The organism is Desulfobacter sp., from assembly GCF_050177295.1.
The window spans coordinates 1-15,798 of sequence record NZ_JBFXHE010000059.1 but is presented as its reverse complement, the minus strand read 5'-3'; the positions used below and the strand labels follow the sequence as shown (position 1 = coordinate 15,798).

Below are 15,798 nucleotides of genomic sequence, written 5' to 3'. Positions count from 1 at the left end.
ATTATCAATGTTACAAAAAATAGCAAGGGAATAATGGAAAACAAATACAAAATAAACAGGTTATAAAGAATGGGGAACGGGAATTTTAATTGTCGTTGAGGGGAAAAAATAATTGTCGTTGATCAGATTGGTATGTTTGAATCAAATGAATCTTTGAGAAAATTGAAGAATAATCTGAGCAGAGAAAATTTGAGTTTTTTCGTTGATTGCTTTTGGCCATCAGTAACCTTGGTCAAAAAAGCCATAACATCTTCGGATGTGATTTTTGATATTTCTGAATTGCCATATTCTTTTTTAAAACCGGCCAAAAAAAAGTTGATAATTTTTTATAGTGTTTTTTTTGAATTCATTTTTTGATAATCAAGAAAAGTGTCGATTGCATTTGATGTTTTCATGATGCTCTCCTTTGATAAAAAATTGTCTTTTCGCCTGAGAATAGGCCTCCATCGAATATTTTACAAATCAAGATCTATTTTTTCAACTGATAGACTATTATCAGAGTAAAAGATATCGGTTCTGAGTTGCACCGGTATCTTTAATATTTTTCACGAGGACTATGTCAAAAACGAAACCCTCACAAGGTCGGATTCAGAGGTCCGGACTATTATTAATAGTCAACACTTTCAGATTACTTGTTTTTCCGGATTTTGATTTGGATGATGAGCGACAGATATGTCTACAATTTCGGATCGAAGCCATTGTCAATAAAGGCGTTGACTACTTTCGTTATTCCTTTCCGCCTGGGGTTTAGGGTTGGCCACTCTTGATACCATAAGAGTACGTGGTTCATTATGTGGCAAATTGAAGAAAAAATTTGCAAGCCTTTCCAAATTATGTTGAATGATTTCGTCATTCATATTTTAAATATTCATGCAGATCTGGTTATTCTTACTATTCGAATGAGACCCCGTCAGATAAGTGAACATGAAAGATAAGATGGATAAAAAAGCAAATAGGTTGCATAGTTAAAGAGCTGGTTACTCAGCAGTCTTTATGTTCTCCAGAGTTCTACCGAGTCGGGAATCTATTTTCCAATCTTTTTTCTTAATGTAAAACTGCGGTATGGTGGTTCCATCATCTTCAATTCTGCTATTTTTTCTGAAATGTGAATTATTTTCATAGACGTGGAGTCTCCCGAAGCAGGCGTAAACATTGATTGATATTCCGGTGATACGTTCACTACGTTCATAGTAATTGGGTCATTAGGGGTTACAACCGAATTAATATTAGTTTCGACTATTATGTTGTCGTGTATCTCCCATGTCCCTGCATGTCGTACTAAAAAATTGAGAGGTAACTCTTGACCTTCCAGATTCAACCTTAATGTAACTTGCCCATCAGTATTGCATTTCCCTCCAACATGATAAGTGTGAGAACCAGAGCCTGTTAGTGCTATACTTAAATTTTGTGGAAGAGATTCACCAAGCATCTGTGCTATCTCAGCAGGCGAAATATATACAGATACTTCCCACGAACCAATTAACGTTTTCTCAGTGCTTGGTTGCAAGCCTTGTGGAAACGCAACAGCTTGATTTGATGTTATAAATATAAACAATATAGATATAAAAAAAATCATTTTTTTCATTTCATTTTCCTTACAAAATTGAACATATGGAAGTATCACAAAAAATCCAAACACAGAGTGTTTATCACCATCCAGAATAGGTTGCAAAAAATTTTATCTGTTACTCGATGCTCAAGTTTTTTTATCCAATAATTTGATGTCAAACGATAACATAATGTAGGCCGCAATATATATCACCTGCGTGTCATGGGGTCAAACCTTGATTTTTACCCTTATATTTCAACAATTAGAATGCACCGAATTTCACCAGTGATCTTGGGGTTAGTATGGACTATGCATATAAATACACACTTTTTCCTGTAATGGGGACGGGCACAATATCTTGGGCGCCCCCTGTCTTTGACTGAGAGAGGATTATACTTTATTAAATTTAGAATTGCTGAATTTCATCTGCGGTCCTTAACTTGCAGTTTAACCCCGCAGATCAGGATTAAAATAAGAACCGGGATACCCATCACGGCGGTTATGGTAAAAAACACAGGGTATCCCAGTTGGTCCACCATGGCCCCGGAATATCCGGAAAATACCTTTGGCACAAGAGTCATTAATGACGAAAATACGGCATATTGAACGGCGGTGAACCTGACATTGGTCAGACTGGATAAAAAGGCCACAAATGCAGCGCCGGCAAGGCCGCCGGCAAGGTTGTCCGCGGAGATCACAAGGTAGAGCATGGGCAGGGCCGGACCGGTCCAGGCCATGAGAACAAACAGCAGGTTTGTCAGCGCTGACAGCAATGCCCCGGCAAAAAGAATGCGCATCACCCCGAACTGAATTGACAGGGTGCCACCCAGAAAACCGCCGGCAATGGTCATGAACAGTCCGAAGGTTTTTACGATGCTTGCGATATGAATTTTTGAAAAACCCATGTCCTGGTAAAAGACATTGGAAATAACACCTAGAACAATATCCGAAATCCGGTACAGGCCGATAAGCGCAAGAAGCAGCCAGGCCAGGCCTGCGCCGTACCGCAAAAAAAAATCCGAAACCGGTTCAACATAGGCGGACCGGATCATCTCCATGTCCGCCACTTTCAGGGCCACCATCAACCTTGCCGCCAGAAGTGCTGAACAAAGGCCTGCGGCAAGCCGTGCGGTTTCAACTATAAATCCGGCGGCAGAATGGTTTTTTACAACAAGGGCCACCTGTTCTTTTAATGTGGATGCAATCCCGGATGAAAAATAAAACCACCCCACAAAGGCAGCCGCAGAAATTAAAAAAAGAATAAAAAATCGGGCATGATCCCTGTTCCGGGCGCAAGTTGCTTCTTTTTCCGTTATTGCAGGTTCTTTAATTACAAATACCGTGATCATCCCAATGGCCATCAGCCCGGCCATGATCTGGTAGGCCGTGCGCCAGGCCGTGTAATCATAAGCGCCCGGGGTTGAGCCTTGGATCTGGGCTATAAACAAGGCACCTGCACCTGCGGCCAGCATCCCGATCCGGTATCCGGCAATATACACCGAAGCCATCAAGGCCTGTAGTTCTTCGCCTGCCGATTCAATGCGGTAGGCATCAATGGCAATATCCTGGGTGGCCGAAGAAAAGCCTAAGGCCACGGCAGCCAGAGCCATCAAGGATAAACAGTTCTCTGCCTTTGCCGGATCAATCATGGACATGGCAAAAATGGCCGCGGCAATGCAGATCTGGGCCAGAAGTATCCAGGCCCTGCGCCGGCCAAGCCTTCGGGTCATTACGGGAATAGGCATTTGATCAACCAACGGCGCCCAGATAAATTTAAAGGAATACCCTAAGGCTGCCCAGGAGAAAAAGGTGACAGCCGAACGCTGGATACCTGCCTCACGAAGCCAAAGTGACAGAGATGAAAAAATCAGCAGAATGGGCAGCCCTGCGCTGAACCCGAAAAAGAGCATGGCGACCACCCTGGGGTGGGAAAAATTCTTGGCAGCCTCCCAGGCTTTTGAAGGGTTATAGAAAAATTTCAAAATCCGCAGCAACGGCGTAACAGGAGGTGGAGAGGTGATTATTATTGAAAAATTGGCGACACTGGTCAACCATGGCATCCACCTGGTCATCGGTTCTGTCCTGGTTGATATGAATCAGGCCAAGCTGCCCCACTGACGCCTTAACGCTTAAATCCAAAACATCGGACAGGCGGGAGTGCCCCCACCCGGTTCTATTCAGGTATTCATCATCCGTGTACTCGGTGTCATGGAACAGTAAATCCGCATCTTTTGAAAAGGCGATGTATTCTTTAACACTTCTGCCCTGGGAGTGGGTATATCCCAGTTCATTGTCCGTAAGAAACACAAATGTTTTCCCATTTTCCGTAAACCTGTATCCAATGCTGTCCTGGGAATGGGAGGTGAGGATTGTTTCAATATCCAGGCTGCCGATGGAAAAACGGTTGTTCAGAGATGAATCAAACCGGATATCTGCGTTGTAGTCCTTTAACCCGACGGGAAAAAAAGGCATACACATGACCCGGTCAATGACCTGTTTCGTTGTCAGTCCGGCAAAGGTCCGGTCCTGGATGTGGACTGTGGTATCCGCATCAAGCAGGGGATGAAAAAAGGGCAGACCAATGATGTGATCCCAGTGGGTATGGGTCAAAAGCAGATAACATCTCTTAATTTTTTTTTGAACCATGGATTTTCCAAGCCTGCGGATGCCGGTACCGGCGTCAATGATCACAACCTCACCCGAATTCGCCTGGATCTCAAAACAGGTGGTATCGCCGCCGTACTTGGTATATTGTTGCCCTGATACACAGATTGATCCTCTAGATCCCCAACATTTTATTCGCATGCGTCTTTTGTATCCATCAGTTAGACAGTTATTTTACGGAACTAACATCTTAGACTCATATGAAACCGGGCCGATAATTAACTCTATTTAGCAAAAAAATAACCATATTTAAACCTCCTTATATTAATAAAGGCGGGAATAAAAAAAATTTTTAGAAATTCAGCTAAACAATTTTCAAAAAGATTTGGAAATATTAAATTTTTTATACTACATATACCATGCTTTTCGTTAGTCGGTATGTTGTTGCGTGCAACACATGCCTATATCAACCATGAACAGTTTTAAGAAGGGAATGATAATATGGCACAGCCAATTGCAGACAGGCGCGATGTCGACTTTGTATTGCATGAACAAATCGGAACGGTTGACCATGAGTTATTTGAGGAATTCAATAAAAAGACCGTTGACCTGATTGTCTCGGAAGCAAGGAACCTTGCCATTAAGGAGATTCTGCCCACATTTAAAGACGGAGATGAGATCGGCTGCACCCTTGAAAACGGTAACGTGACCACACCCGACTCTTTTAAACGGGCCTGGAAGCTGTTCTGCGAAGGTGAATGGCTGGCCATGTGTGATGATCCGGAGGTGGGCGGCCAGGGCATGCCCAAAACCGTGGGGTGCGCAGCCCTGGAATATATGGTAGGCGCCAACTCCGCCTTTATGCTCTATTACGGCATGACCCACGGCGCAGCCAAACTGGTGGAAGCTTTTGGTAATGAAACCCAGAAAAAACTGTACATGAAAAAAATGTTTGCAGGCCAGTGGGGCGGCACCATGCTCCTGACCGAACCCGAGGCCGGTTCCGACGTGGGCGCGTTGACCACCTCAGCCACCTTGAACGATGACGGCACCTACACCATCCAGGGTACAAAAATTTTCATCTCTGCGGGTGAACATGATCTTTGCGATAATATTATCCATCCGGTCCTTGCCCGTATTGAGGGGGCACCTGCGGGCACCCGGGGAATATCCCTGTTCCTGGTGCCCAAATACCTGGTTAATGAAGACGGCTCCCTGGGTGAATTCAACAATGTGGTATGCACCGGTCTTGAAGAAAAGATGGGCATTCACGGTAATGCTACCTGCACCCTGGCTTTGGGAGACAAAGGACCTTGCATCGGCACCCTTCTCGGCGAAGAAAACAAGGGCATGCCCGCAATGTTTCAAATGATGAACGAATCCCGGGCATTTGTGGGTGTCCAGGGTTTTGCCGTGGCGTCCGCCGCTTATATGAACGCCCTTGATTATGCCAGAACCCGGGTACAGGGCCGACATCTTACAGCGGGCAAGGATGCCACAGCCAAAAACGTAACCATCATCAACCACCCGGATGTTAAACGCCAGCTGTTAAACATGAAAGTATACACCGAAGGCATGCGCTCCCTGCACTATTACTATGCCAAATGCGAGGACATTGTTCATACCACGGATGATGAGGCGTTAAAGGCCAATACCGCCGCTTTAATTGAGGTGCTCACCCCCATTGTCAAAGGCTATATCACGGATAAGGCCCTTGAGGTCTGCTCCCACGGTGTCCAGATTTACGGCGGATATGGATACTGCAAGGAATTTCCGGCAGAGCAGCTCATGCGCGATTCCAGAATCTTCATGATTTACGAAGGCACCAACGGCATCCAGGCCATGGATCTTCTGGGCCGCAAGCTCTCCACGAACAATGGGCAAAGTTTTATATACTTCCTGGATCAGATCAGAAAAACCATAATTGAAGCCCAAAAAATCGAAGGGCTTGAAGTGCTTTTCGAAAAGGTCGAACTTGCTCTGGACCGGTATGATGTTGTTGCCTATGAGATCGGTGCAAGGGCAAGATCTGAAAAGGTGCTTAACGCTTATGCCTTTGCTCACCCATTCCTGGAGATTACAGGGGATATCGCCTTTGCCTGGATGCATCTGTGGCGAGCCTGTGTTGCCGCACCTAAATTGGCTGAAAAAGTAGGCTCTCTTGATCCTGAAGCGGTGGCTGCCAAGGCTGGGAAAAACAAAGAGGCCGCATTTTATGCCGGCGTGATGGCCTCTGCCAGATTTTTTATCAATACCCTTTTGCCTGGATCTTATGGTAAGATGGATGCCATTCTTGAAGGGGATAGCTGTGTGGAGGATATATTGGACGTCTCCTTTGGCTCAAAATAAAAATAATAAAAGGGAGGAAAAGAACATGCTTGAAACCCTAAAAAACAGTCTGCTCACTGGGGTGGGTATGGCGTTGCGCTCCAAAAAAGAAATTGAAACCTTTGCCAGGGAGTTTGCCGAACAGTCTGAAATGAACCAGAAAGAGGCAAAGGACTTTCTGGAAGAGTGTAAAAAACGGTATGACGACGCAAAATCCAGCCTTGATAAAAAAGTTGAAGCAGTTGTGGAGTCGGTACTTAAACGCCTGGATCTGCCCACCCGTGGGGATATTGATGAACTCAATGCCCGGATTGACGAGCTGTCTAAAAAAATTGAAAAAGAGGCCTGAAATCGAGGCATCTTGCCCTGACCATGCTCAGTTTTAAGACCATTTCCAGGGTCACGAAACGATACCGGCATCTGGTTCGTTACCAACAGATTATCGGCATTATTTTCAAGTACGGATTTGAAAATATTATTGATGCCATGGGGATTGATCATTATCTTGATAAAATTCCGTTCTCAAAACCCCATGAGAAATTGTCCAGGAATCAACGGATCAGGATGGTTTTGGAGGAGCTTGGGCCCACCTTCATTAAAATGGGCCAGGTATTATCCTCACGGCCGGATCTGATCCCCCTGGACTTGACCCGGGAGCTTGCCAAACTCCAGGACAAGGTGCCGTCATTTTCGTTTGAACAGGTCGGACAAATTATTCTTTCAGAGTTTGGCAGACCCATCAGTGAGGTATTCTATTCCTTTGAGGAGGCTCCTTTTGCTTCGGCCTCCATCGGACAGGTTCACCGGGCGGAACTGTCGTCAAAGGAGCAGGTGGCGGTAAAAGTTCAGCGCCCCGGCATCCGTAAAACAATCGAGGTTGATCTGGAAATCATCCACTATCTGGCCCAGGTCATGGAAAAAAACCTGGAAGATATGGCCATATTCCGACCCGTGAAAATTGTTGAAGAATTTGCCCAATCCCTGGAAAAAGAGCTCGATTACATGGTGGAGGCGGCCAATATGGAACAGATGGCTGACCAGTTCGCCAGAGAACCGGATATCCGCATTCCCGAAGTCTACTGGTCCCATTCCACACAACGGGTGCTGTGTATGGAATATATCCTGGGGATCAAGGCCGATGACGTTGAAGCCATTGACCGGGCAGCTCTTGACAGAAAAAAAATCACCCGCATTGGCGCCGATTTTGTCATGCGTCAGATATTTGAGTTTGGTTTCTTCCATGCCGATCCCCATCCGGGCAATATTTTTATTCTGGAAGACCAGCGCATCTGCATGATTGATTTTGGCATGACGGGATTTGTGGATTCAACTACCCGGGAGTTATTCATTGATCTGCTCCAGGCGCTTGCCTCAAAAAATACCAGGAATACAGCCCGTCTGCTTTGCCGTCTGACCGAGCCCGACCCATCGGTCAATATGGCGGCCCTGGAAAAGGATATCGCACAATTTTGCGCGGTATATTTGTCCAGAAAGCTTGAAGAAATCAATCCCAGCCGCATGATTCACCAGTTTCTTGAGCTTTGCACCCGGCACGGGTTGAGAATCCCTCCGGACCTGTTTTTAATGATGAAGGCATTTATCAGTATTGAGGGGGTGGCACGCACACTAGACCCTCAATTTGATCTCCTTAACCATGCCCGGCCCTATATCAGGTCCGCAACCCTAAGAAAATATTCATTACCCCGGCTCTCCCGGGAGTTTTTAGGCATCGCCAGGGATCTCTTTTCCCTGCTTCAGACCCTGCCCGGGGATACAAGCAGCATCATGACCCAGATCAAAAAGGGAAAAATAAAGATCACGGTAAGCATTGATGGTCTGGAGCGGCTGATGATGACCCAGGACCAGACATCCAATCGGATCTCTTTTGCCATTATCATTGCCGCCCTGATCCTGGGCTCGGCCATTGTACTCAACTCCCGGATCCCGCCGATGATTCTCGGCGTTTCCATCATCGGCATTGCCGGATTCATTGCTGCTGCTCTCCTTGGTGTCTGGCTATTGGTGGCCATTATTCGCAGCGGGCGACTTTAAGTACCGCAGATGAAATAAATTGCGTCTACAAACTTGCCAACGCATTCCGGGCTGTGTTAAAGTTTTTCCCAATAACGGCCATGGGCCGACCTGGTCTATCAACACCCAGACTTAACCCACAACAAAATATGAAAAGTAACTTAACAACTTATTTGAACTTTCATATAAAAATCAATAAGTATAAAAGATTTGAGGCTGCCCCTGACTATCCGAATCGGACATTTTATTAGTATTGATCATCTGATATTAGGGATTGCTTTACCCCGTTACATCCAGCGCAAAGGGTCTGGTGCCGATTCTGATATTATACCTTTTACCATGCGTTCCTGGGAACAGGTGGAGAGGGGGTTTGCATCCGGGGATATTAATGCCGCGTTCATGGATATTGCCCAGGCCATGTATCTGTTTAACAAGGGTTCGGAAATATCCATGCTCATGTTCACTCACAGGGCAGGCAGCAGAGTCATTATGGCCAAACAAATTCAAAAATTGGCGGATCTTAAAGGTAAAAGTGTTTTGATTCCGCACAAGCTCAGTATTCAACATATGCTTGTTCACAGGCTGCTGAGTGCAGGAGATTTAAAAATCGCCGGTTCAGGAAAATTAGGAGAAGGCGTCGAAATTGAATCGGTACCGTTTGCCTTGATGCCGGAAATGGCCAGTTCGGATCTTGACGGCGATATTGCAGCTTTTATCTGCCCTGCCCCCTTTGGTGACGCGGAGGTTGAAAAAAAAGGATTCAAACATCTGCTCCTTTCCCGGGATCTGTGGAAGGATCATCCGGGTAGTGTATTCGTGGTACACCAGGATCTGCTTGTGACCAAAGAGGAGGATTTGGCCCTGATGGTCAGTTGTCTCCTTTATAGCGCCCGGGAACTTGACCGGTATATGTCATCATCCCCGGACACCGCCGAAAACACCATTGAAGGCATCTCCGCCTCTTTTTTAGGCCTTTCTGGCGAGCAGATACGAAGGGCATTTAACACATCCGGGATTACCTATTGCCCAAAACTTCTGGCTCCGGATATGGAAATGTTGAACATCGTGCTTGATTATATGCGCACAACCATGAAGGTCATGCCGATCGAAGCCGACCTCAATGGATTTGTCAGGCCCGAATTTATTGATACTGTTCTATCGGAATTATAGTACTTGAAAATAGATATTGAAAAAATCTGTAAATCCTACGACGGGCCGGGGAAAAAAAAACATCAGATTCTCAAGGATATTTCCTTTTCCATAAATCCTGGGGATTTTGTGATTATTCTGGGTGAATCGGGTTGTGGAAAGACCACCCTGCTGAACATGCTGGCTGGGCTTGAAAATCCGACCTGCGGTCAAATTCGGGTGAACGGCAACCCTATTGTCGGTGTCCATCCCTCGCGCTCCATGCTGTTCCAGCAACCGGCGCTGATTCCATGGCTCAACGTTAAGGAGAATGTGGCCTATGGTTGTAAAATCAGGAAAGATACCCAGGATCTTGAATACCGGGTAAGCCAGTTTCTGGAAATCATGGGACTGATAGGTGCATCTGACGCAAAACCCAGTCAGCTCTCTTTAGGTATGGCCCAGCGGGTCTGCCTGGCCAGGGCGCTGGTGGGACGTCCCCAGGTCCTGCTGCTTGACGAGCCCTTTGCCTCGTTAGACACCTTTACCCAGGCCCATATCCAGGAAGAACTGGTAAACCTGTGGATGTCCGAAAGCTTTACCGCGGTCTTTGTCACCCATGATATTGATGAAGCCATACGCCTTGGCAATAAAATTATTGTTCTGGCTGGTTCCCCTGCCGGCATTTCCGATATTTTCGATATCAATGTACCCTACCCCAGAAAACAGCATGATCCTGTGATCAAAGCGTTGAGAACCAATATTCTCGAACGATTTAAAATCGCATATTTAGTTAAACGGAGCCTGACAAATGAAATTTAACCATGTAAAGCCGGTATGCCCCAACAGTATTTCACGGCGAAGTTTTTTAAAAACAGCAATAGGGACAGCAGGCATAGCCGCCTGTGCCCCCATGGTATTTCCTTGCTCGGCAGCGGCAAAAAAAAGACCGTTAAAAATAGGTTATCTGCCCATTACAGATGCCACCCCTTTACTCGTTGCATACACTCTGGGTTATTTTTCCCACGAAGGACTTCATGTGGAACCGCCGGTCATGGTGCGGTCATGGAAAGTACTTTCCGAATCCTTTTTAACGGGTAAGTTTGATCTGGCCCACATGCTTTTTCCCATCCCCGTATGGATGCGATTCAAGCAGAACGTACCCGTCAAGGTTTTGGCCTGGAATCACACCAATGGCAGTGCGGTCACTGTTAAAGCAGACGCCGGCATCAACCGGTTTGCGGATCTGGCCGGCAAGCAGGTGGCCGTGCCCTCATGGTACTCCATGCACAATCTGGTCATGCAGTTAGGACTTCAGGTCCAGGGGCTTGAGCCTGTCATCCGACCGCCGGGCTCAAAGCTTGCCCCCCACGAGGTGAACCTCTTTATTCTGCCGCCCCCGGATATGCCCCAGGCGCTTTTGGGAAATAAGATAGACGCATTTATCGTGGCGGACCCCTTCAACGCCCTGGCCCAGGAAAAATTTTCGGCAAAAATTATGCGATATTCCGGAGATATCTGGAAAAATCATCCCTGTTGTGTTGTCGTCGCCAATGAGCATCTGATTCAAGAAAGCCCCATAGTAATTCAAAAGGCGGTAAACGCCATTGTAAGAGCCCAGGCGTGGTGCCTGCAAAACCCAAAGGAAACGGCTCACCTGCTCAGCAGGGACGGCGAAGGATTTTTGCCGGTAAAGGAATCAATTCTTCACAGGGTTTTTGGTGCCATCCCCGAAAAAGAACTGATACACCCCCAGTGGAATGTAGAAAGAATCGGTTTCCAGCCCTTTCCTTTTCCAACAGCCACCCGATTTATTCTGGAACAGATGAAAAAAACCAAGGTTGAAGGCAACACGGATTTTCTGACGACCCTTGATGTAAACACAGCCGTTGCACAGCTTGTGGACGACCGTTTTGTCAGAAAAGCCCTTGACGACATGGGGGGAGTGAAAACGTTCAGCCATGGCGACACAGAAGATCTCTTTTCCAGGGAAGAAACCGTTGAACTCAATTGAAAAAAATTTCCAGGATAGCACCGTCCAGGTCGGCTTATCATCATTTTTCACCCGGATATGGTCTGGCTGGAAATATGAACTTGCCGGACTTGTCCTATTTGCCTGTGCCTGGGCCGTTATCACACAGTTTATCTTCACCAGGCCCGGACTGTCCCATTTTAAAGGTTTTCTACCCGGCCCGACTCTAACGGCCATGGCAGACGCTTTTCAGAATTCCAGATTTTGGATGTCGGTTTTTGCAAGCCTGCGTAGAATCGTTGTAGGCATAGCCATATCAGCAGTCATCGGACTCCCATTGGGCATACTGATCGGTTTTTTCACTCGTCTTCGCAAGCTGACCTATTCGCCGATTCAATTCGTAAGAATGATCAGCCCCCTGTCATGGATGCCCATTGCATTGCTTTTATTTACCAGCTTTGAATCCGCAGTTCATTTTTTGATTGTAATGGCGACAATTTGTCCTATAATACTCAATACAGCCATTGGTGTCATGGATATTAACCCCCAGTGGATAAAAATGGCTTTGAACCAGGGTGCCAATAACGTTCAACTCATTCAAACGATTGTTATTCCATATTCCATCCCACATATGATGACCAGCATCAGACTGGCGCTGGGGATTGCATGGATTGTTTTGGTCCCGGCAGAATTTTTAGGGGTATCATCGGGTCTCGGCTATCTGATTAACGATGCCAGGGATACCATGGAATATGACAAACTTATGGCCGTAATCATTGCCATCGGCATGCTGGGATTTATACTCGACAAAGTTTTCCAGAAATTGCAGCACAGGTTCAGCTGGTCATGGACCGACGATGTTTAAGAGATAAAATTTTTAATTTTTTATATACTATACCTTTTCAGGACATAAGGAGTATTTTATGGCGGTAGACCCGAATATCAAAATTGTTGTGGCAGATGATTCAGGCACTATGCGGATAATGTTCAAACAAATCCTGGCTAAAGCCGGATTTTCAAATCTTGTTATGGCGGTGAACGGTGTAGACGGCCTTGAAAAAGTAAAAGTTGAAAAACCTGATCTTGTCATCTCCGACTGGAACATGCCCACGCTCGATGGCCTTGGATTTCTCAAAGAATTAAGAGCCTCTGAAGCATTTAAGGATCTGCCTTTTATCATGGCCACGGCCCAGGCCGACATGGGCCAGCAGAAAGCCATCCTGGAAGCCGGTGGGAATGCCCATTGCCCAAAGCCGTTTAATGAAGAGGAAATAACAAAGGCGATTGAAACGGCTTTCTCCGGAGGGATGAAAAAACAGCGGATAACAAAAAAGCGAAGCATTATTGGAGGGCGCGTTGAACTCAATGTCGCCCACATTCAGATCACCGACCACCTTGCCCTGGGCGCCCTGAAACACCGCATTAACCAAGGGGATGTGACCCCCCAGCACTTTGATCTGTCCACCAGCCTGATGGGTGGATGGAACCCGATACAGGAAGGCCTTGAAAGCGGGGGAATTGACTGCGCCTTTGTTCTGGCACCCATTGCCATGGACCTGTTTGCCTATGACTCCCCTATTCAGCTGGTCCTGTTTGCCCACAAGAACGGTTCCACATTTGTGCGCTCCCGGCATTATGATTACAGGTTTGACTCTTTGCAAAGCTTTTACAAATACAAGGTTGTGGATATTCCTCACAAAATGTCGGTTCACCACATGCTTGCACATCAATTTTTGAAGGAACTGGGGCTCAAACCCGGTGTTCCGGGGAAAAAAGCGATTAATGTGCGATTTGAGGTGGTTCCACCCATTAAGATGCCCGGCATTATGAAAGAAAACGAAGATGTGGGTGGATTTATGGTTGCCGAACCGGTTGCCACCAAAGCCATCAAGGCGGGAATCGGCAACCTGGAATTTTATTCAGCCACACGCTGGGAGAATCATCCCTGCTGCATTGTGGCCATGCAAAAGGACTTTATCCAGAAACACCCTGAAGCTGTTCAGGAGTTTGTCTCTCTGCTGGTGGATACCGGCGAGTTTATTGAAAACGACAAGGCCCGGGCTGCGGACATTGCCGTGAAATTCCTGGACCCAGAAGGTAAAATGGGGCTGAATCCCCAGGTGCTTCAAAATGTATTTTCCCAGCCCATGGCCATCCGTTGGGACGGACTCTATCCGGAAGCATCAGATTTAGATAAAATTCAAAGATACATGCACGATGTCATGGAGATCGGCAAAATTATTGACCTTGAAAACTTTATTGACCCCAGCTTTGCCAACATCGCATTCAATATATAAATTAAGGAGTTATGCATGAGAATTACAGATCCCCAAGTCATACTGAATGGAGAAAAAGACCTCATTGCATCTGTCCAAAAGGATCTGGATCTTGATGCAGTCAGGGATCTGCTCAAGGAGCGTCTGACCGCAAAGGCGCTGTCCCCCAAAGGCGGCCAGATTGTGGTACATGACAATGACGTGGCGTTCAGGCTTGATTATGAAATCAATCTGAACGGCAGCTTGCTTTTTGACCGGCACGGAAACCTGATTGAAGATAATGAAAGTACGGCGTCCAAACAAGACACTCAGGATGAAAATGATGAAAATGCGGCCCCGGTATCAGATCTGGATGACAATCTGTCTATTCACTTTCCCGATTATGATGATGCCGCGGATGATGAGCCGGGCCAAGTAAAGGCAGAGGATACGGAACCGGAAGAGCTGTCTGATGAGATCCAGGGAGCTGACCCCGGACTGGAAATTGAAGACCTTGAAGATGAACCTGCATTTGATCAGGAGAGCTCCAACATCCTTGCCGCAGATGACGGTGATGAACTGATTGATTTAACCCAAGAGGATGATGAGGATGATATAGAAGATTTAAACATTGATGAATTTACAGATATTAATCTTGAAGATGAAGACAATGAAAACGACGAGAATGTAGTTGATGACGATATAAGTGACATTCTGCAGGAAAACCGTAATTTCTGGGAAAAGAAAAAAGAGTAATACCGGAAAAGACCATGGATGGTTTTTCCGGAAAAAAGAGCTGCCATCAGGCACCTTGCGAAAAAATGTATGGATGATAACAAAAATAAAACTATCCTGGTCATAGACGATACAGAACGCAATCTGGATATGGCCCGGTCTATTCTCCAGGATTATGATGTAATCCCCTGCACCTCCGGGGTTGATGCCCTGAAAGTGGTCAGAGACGAACAGATTCATTTGATCCTGCTGAACACGCATATGCCTGACATGGATGGATATACTCTCTGTAGAAAGCTTAAACAGTACCCGAACACCCAGGAAATCCCTATTATTTTCATCACTGCTGAAACCGACGAAAAAAGTATTGAAAAGGTATATGACCTGGGTGGGGCCGACTATGTAACCCAACCGTTTAAGGCCAAAGAACTGCTGGCCCGGGTCAGAGTTCAGCTCCAGGTACAGGAAATGATTCGGGAACTTGATATGATGGCCACCCGGGACGTTTTAACCCGTGTGTTGAACCGAAAGAGATTTTTTGAACTTGGAGAACCCCTGTTCAATGCGTCAGGCAGTGAATTATATGTACTGATGATTGATATTGACTATCTTAAAAAGATCAATGATCAGTATGGCCATGATGTGGGCGACATCGTTTTAAAAACAGTGGCAAATGTCATCAAAGATGTCTTGCCACCGGATGCAATATTCGGGCGCATGGGCGGTGAAGATTTTTCGGTCATGTACACTGCACAGACCCACGAACTGTCGATGGATATTGTTTCGGATATCCTGAAAACCGTTGCCGAAACCCAGATTCTCCTGAAGGACGGCAGTGCTGTTTCCTGTACAATTTCCATTGGAATTGGACGTAAGTATCCTGAATTCAATTCCCTGGGCAGCCTGTTACAAGAGGCGGACATAACCCTTTGCCAGGCCAAGGAAAGTGGCCGGAATACGAGTATTTTCAGGGATCGATAGCGCTTTTGGGGGCCGCCATATATTGTCACAATCCACTTTCCCGACAAACCCATCTGAACAGGGGTGTTTTCCTTTGAATATATGAAAGTTATGGCTCTCCGATATTTTCCGTGGTTGTAATTTGAGTTTAGTTCGGAAACAATAGTCGATTTTTTATTCACAACAAATGGAACAGTGTCATATGGGGATTGAATTAGATTTAGAGTTGCCTGATG

General features: G+C 46.1%; 14 protein-coding genes. 10 read left to right on the top strand and 4 right to left on the bottom strand.

Going from position 1 to position 15,798, the window contains the following annotated elements:
* Positions 1 to 122: 122 nt before the first annotated feature.
* From AB7U36_RS06815 to AB7U36_RS06800, 4 genes are all read right to left on the bottom strand, one after another.
* Positions 123 to 308, bottom strand: coding sequence for a site-specific integrase (locus AB7U36_RS06815; RefSeq protein WP_428159040.1), 186 nt, complete (start codon positions 306 to 308; stop codon positions 123 to 125).
* A 716-nt stretch (positions 309 to 1,024) separates the two neighbouring features.
* Positions 1,025 to 1,672, bottom strand: a complete 648-nt coding sequence (locus AB7U36_RS06810) for a hypothetical protein (protein ID WP_428159039.1) — start codon at positions 1,670 to 1,672, stop codon at positions 1,025 to 1,027.
* 299 nt (positions 1,673 to 1,971) lie between these two features.
* The gene (locus AB7U36_RS06805) at positions 1,972 to 3,531 is read right to left on the bottom strand and encodes an AmpG family muropeptide MFS transporter (RefSeq protein ID WP_320398852.1); all 1,560 of its coding nucleotides are present in this window, start codon (positions 3,529 to 3,531) and stop codon (positions 1,972 to 1,974) included.
* The gene (locus AB7U36_RS06800) at positions 3,515 to 4,354 is read right to left on the bottom strand and encodes an MBL fold metallo-hydrolase (RefSeq protein WP_428159038.1); all 840 of its coding nucleotides are present in this window, start codon (positions 4,352 to 4,354) and stop codon (positions 3,515 to 3,517) included. Before AB7U36_RS06800 ends, AB7U36_RS06805 begins: the two co-directional genes overlap by 17 nt.
* A gap of 300 nt (positions 4,355 to 4,654) precedes the next feature.
* Here AB7U36_RS06800 and AB7U36_RS06795 point away from each other — a divergent pair, with 300 nt between their 5' ends.
* The 10 genes from AB7U36_RS06795 (at position 4,655) to AB7U36_RS06750 (ending at position 15,583) form a co-directional block, all read left to right on the top strand.
* Positions 4,655 to 6,502 carry an acyl-CoA dehydrogenase gene (locus tag AB7U36_RS06795; protein WP_286817531.1) on the top strand — a complete coding sequence of 616 codons (1,848 nt, stop codon included), beginning with the start codon at positions 4,655 to 4,657 and terminating at the stop codon, positions 6,500 to 6,502.
* Between the two features lie 25 nt (positions 6,503 to 6,527).
* Entirely contained in the window at positions 6,528 to 6,830 is a 303-nt protein-coding gene (locus tag AB7U36_RS06790; RefSeq protein WP_428159037.1) for a phasin family protein, read from the top strand.
* Positions 6,831 to 6,853: 23 nt separating this feature from the next.
* Positions 6,854 to 8,533 carry an ABC1 kinase family protein gene (locus tag AB7U36_RS06785; RefSeq protein WP_428159036.1) on the top strand — a complete coding sequence of 560 codons (1,680 nt, stop codon included), beginning with the start codon at positions 6,854 to 6,856 and terminating at the stop codon, positions 8,531 to 8,533.
* Positions 8,534 to 8,722: 189 nt separating this feature from the next.
* Positions 8,723 to 9,682 carry an ABC transporter substrate-binding protein gene (locus AB7U36_RS06780; protein ID WP_428159035.1) on the top strand — a complete coding sequence of 320 codons (960 nt, stop codon included), beginning with the start codon at positions 8,723 to 8,725 and terminating at the stop codon, positions 9,680 to 9,682.
* Between the two features lie 3 nt (positions 9,683 to 9,685).
* Positions 9,686 to 10,462, top strand: a complete 777-nt coding sequence (locus AB7U36_RS06775; protein WP_428159034.1) for an ABC transporter ATP-binding protein — start codon at positions 9,686 to 9,688, stop codon at positions 10,460 to 10,462.
* A complete protein-coding gene (locus tag AB7U36_RS06770) occupies positions 10,452 to 11,654 on the top strand; it encodes an ABC transporter substrate-binding protein (RefSeq protein ID WP_428159033.1) in 1,203 nt (400 codons plus the stop codon). The genes AB7U36_RS06775 and AB7U36_RS06770 overlap by 11 nt, the downstream gene beginning before the upstream one ends.
* The gene (locus tag AB7U36_RS06765; protein WP_428159032.1) at positions 11,641 to 12,477 is read left to right on the top strand and encodes an ABC transporter permease; all 837 of its coding nucleotides are present in this window, start codon (positions 11,641 to 11,643) and stop codon (positions 12,475 to 12,477) included. The genes AB7U36_RS06770 and AB7U36_RS06765 overlap by 14 nt, the downstream gene beginning before the upstream one ends.
* A gap of 58 nt (positions 12,478 to 12,535) precedes the next feature.
* Complete coding sequence (locus tag AB7U36_RS06760) at positions 12,536 to 13,909, top strand: ABC transporter substrate-binding protein (protein WP_428159031.1); 1,374 nt, start codon at positions 12,536 to 12,538, stop codon at positions 13,907 to 13,909.
* 15 nt (positions 13,910 to 13,924) lie between these two features.
* Positions 13,925 to 14,623 (top strand): hypothetical protein, encoded by a 699-nt coding sequence (locus tag AB7U36_RS06755; RefSeq protein WP_428159030.1) that lies wholly within the window; start codon positions 13,925 to 13,927, stop codon positions 14,621 to 14,623.
* Between the two features lie 69 nt (positions 14,624 to 14,692).
* Positions 14,693 to 15,583, top strand: a complete 891-nt coding sequence (locus AB7U36_RS06750) for a GGDEF domain-containing response regulator (RefSeq protein ID WP_428159029.1) — start codon at positions 14,693 to 14,695, stop codon at positions 15,581 to 15,583.
* Positions 15,584 to 15,798 lie beyond the last annotated feature (215 nt).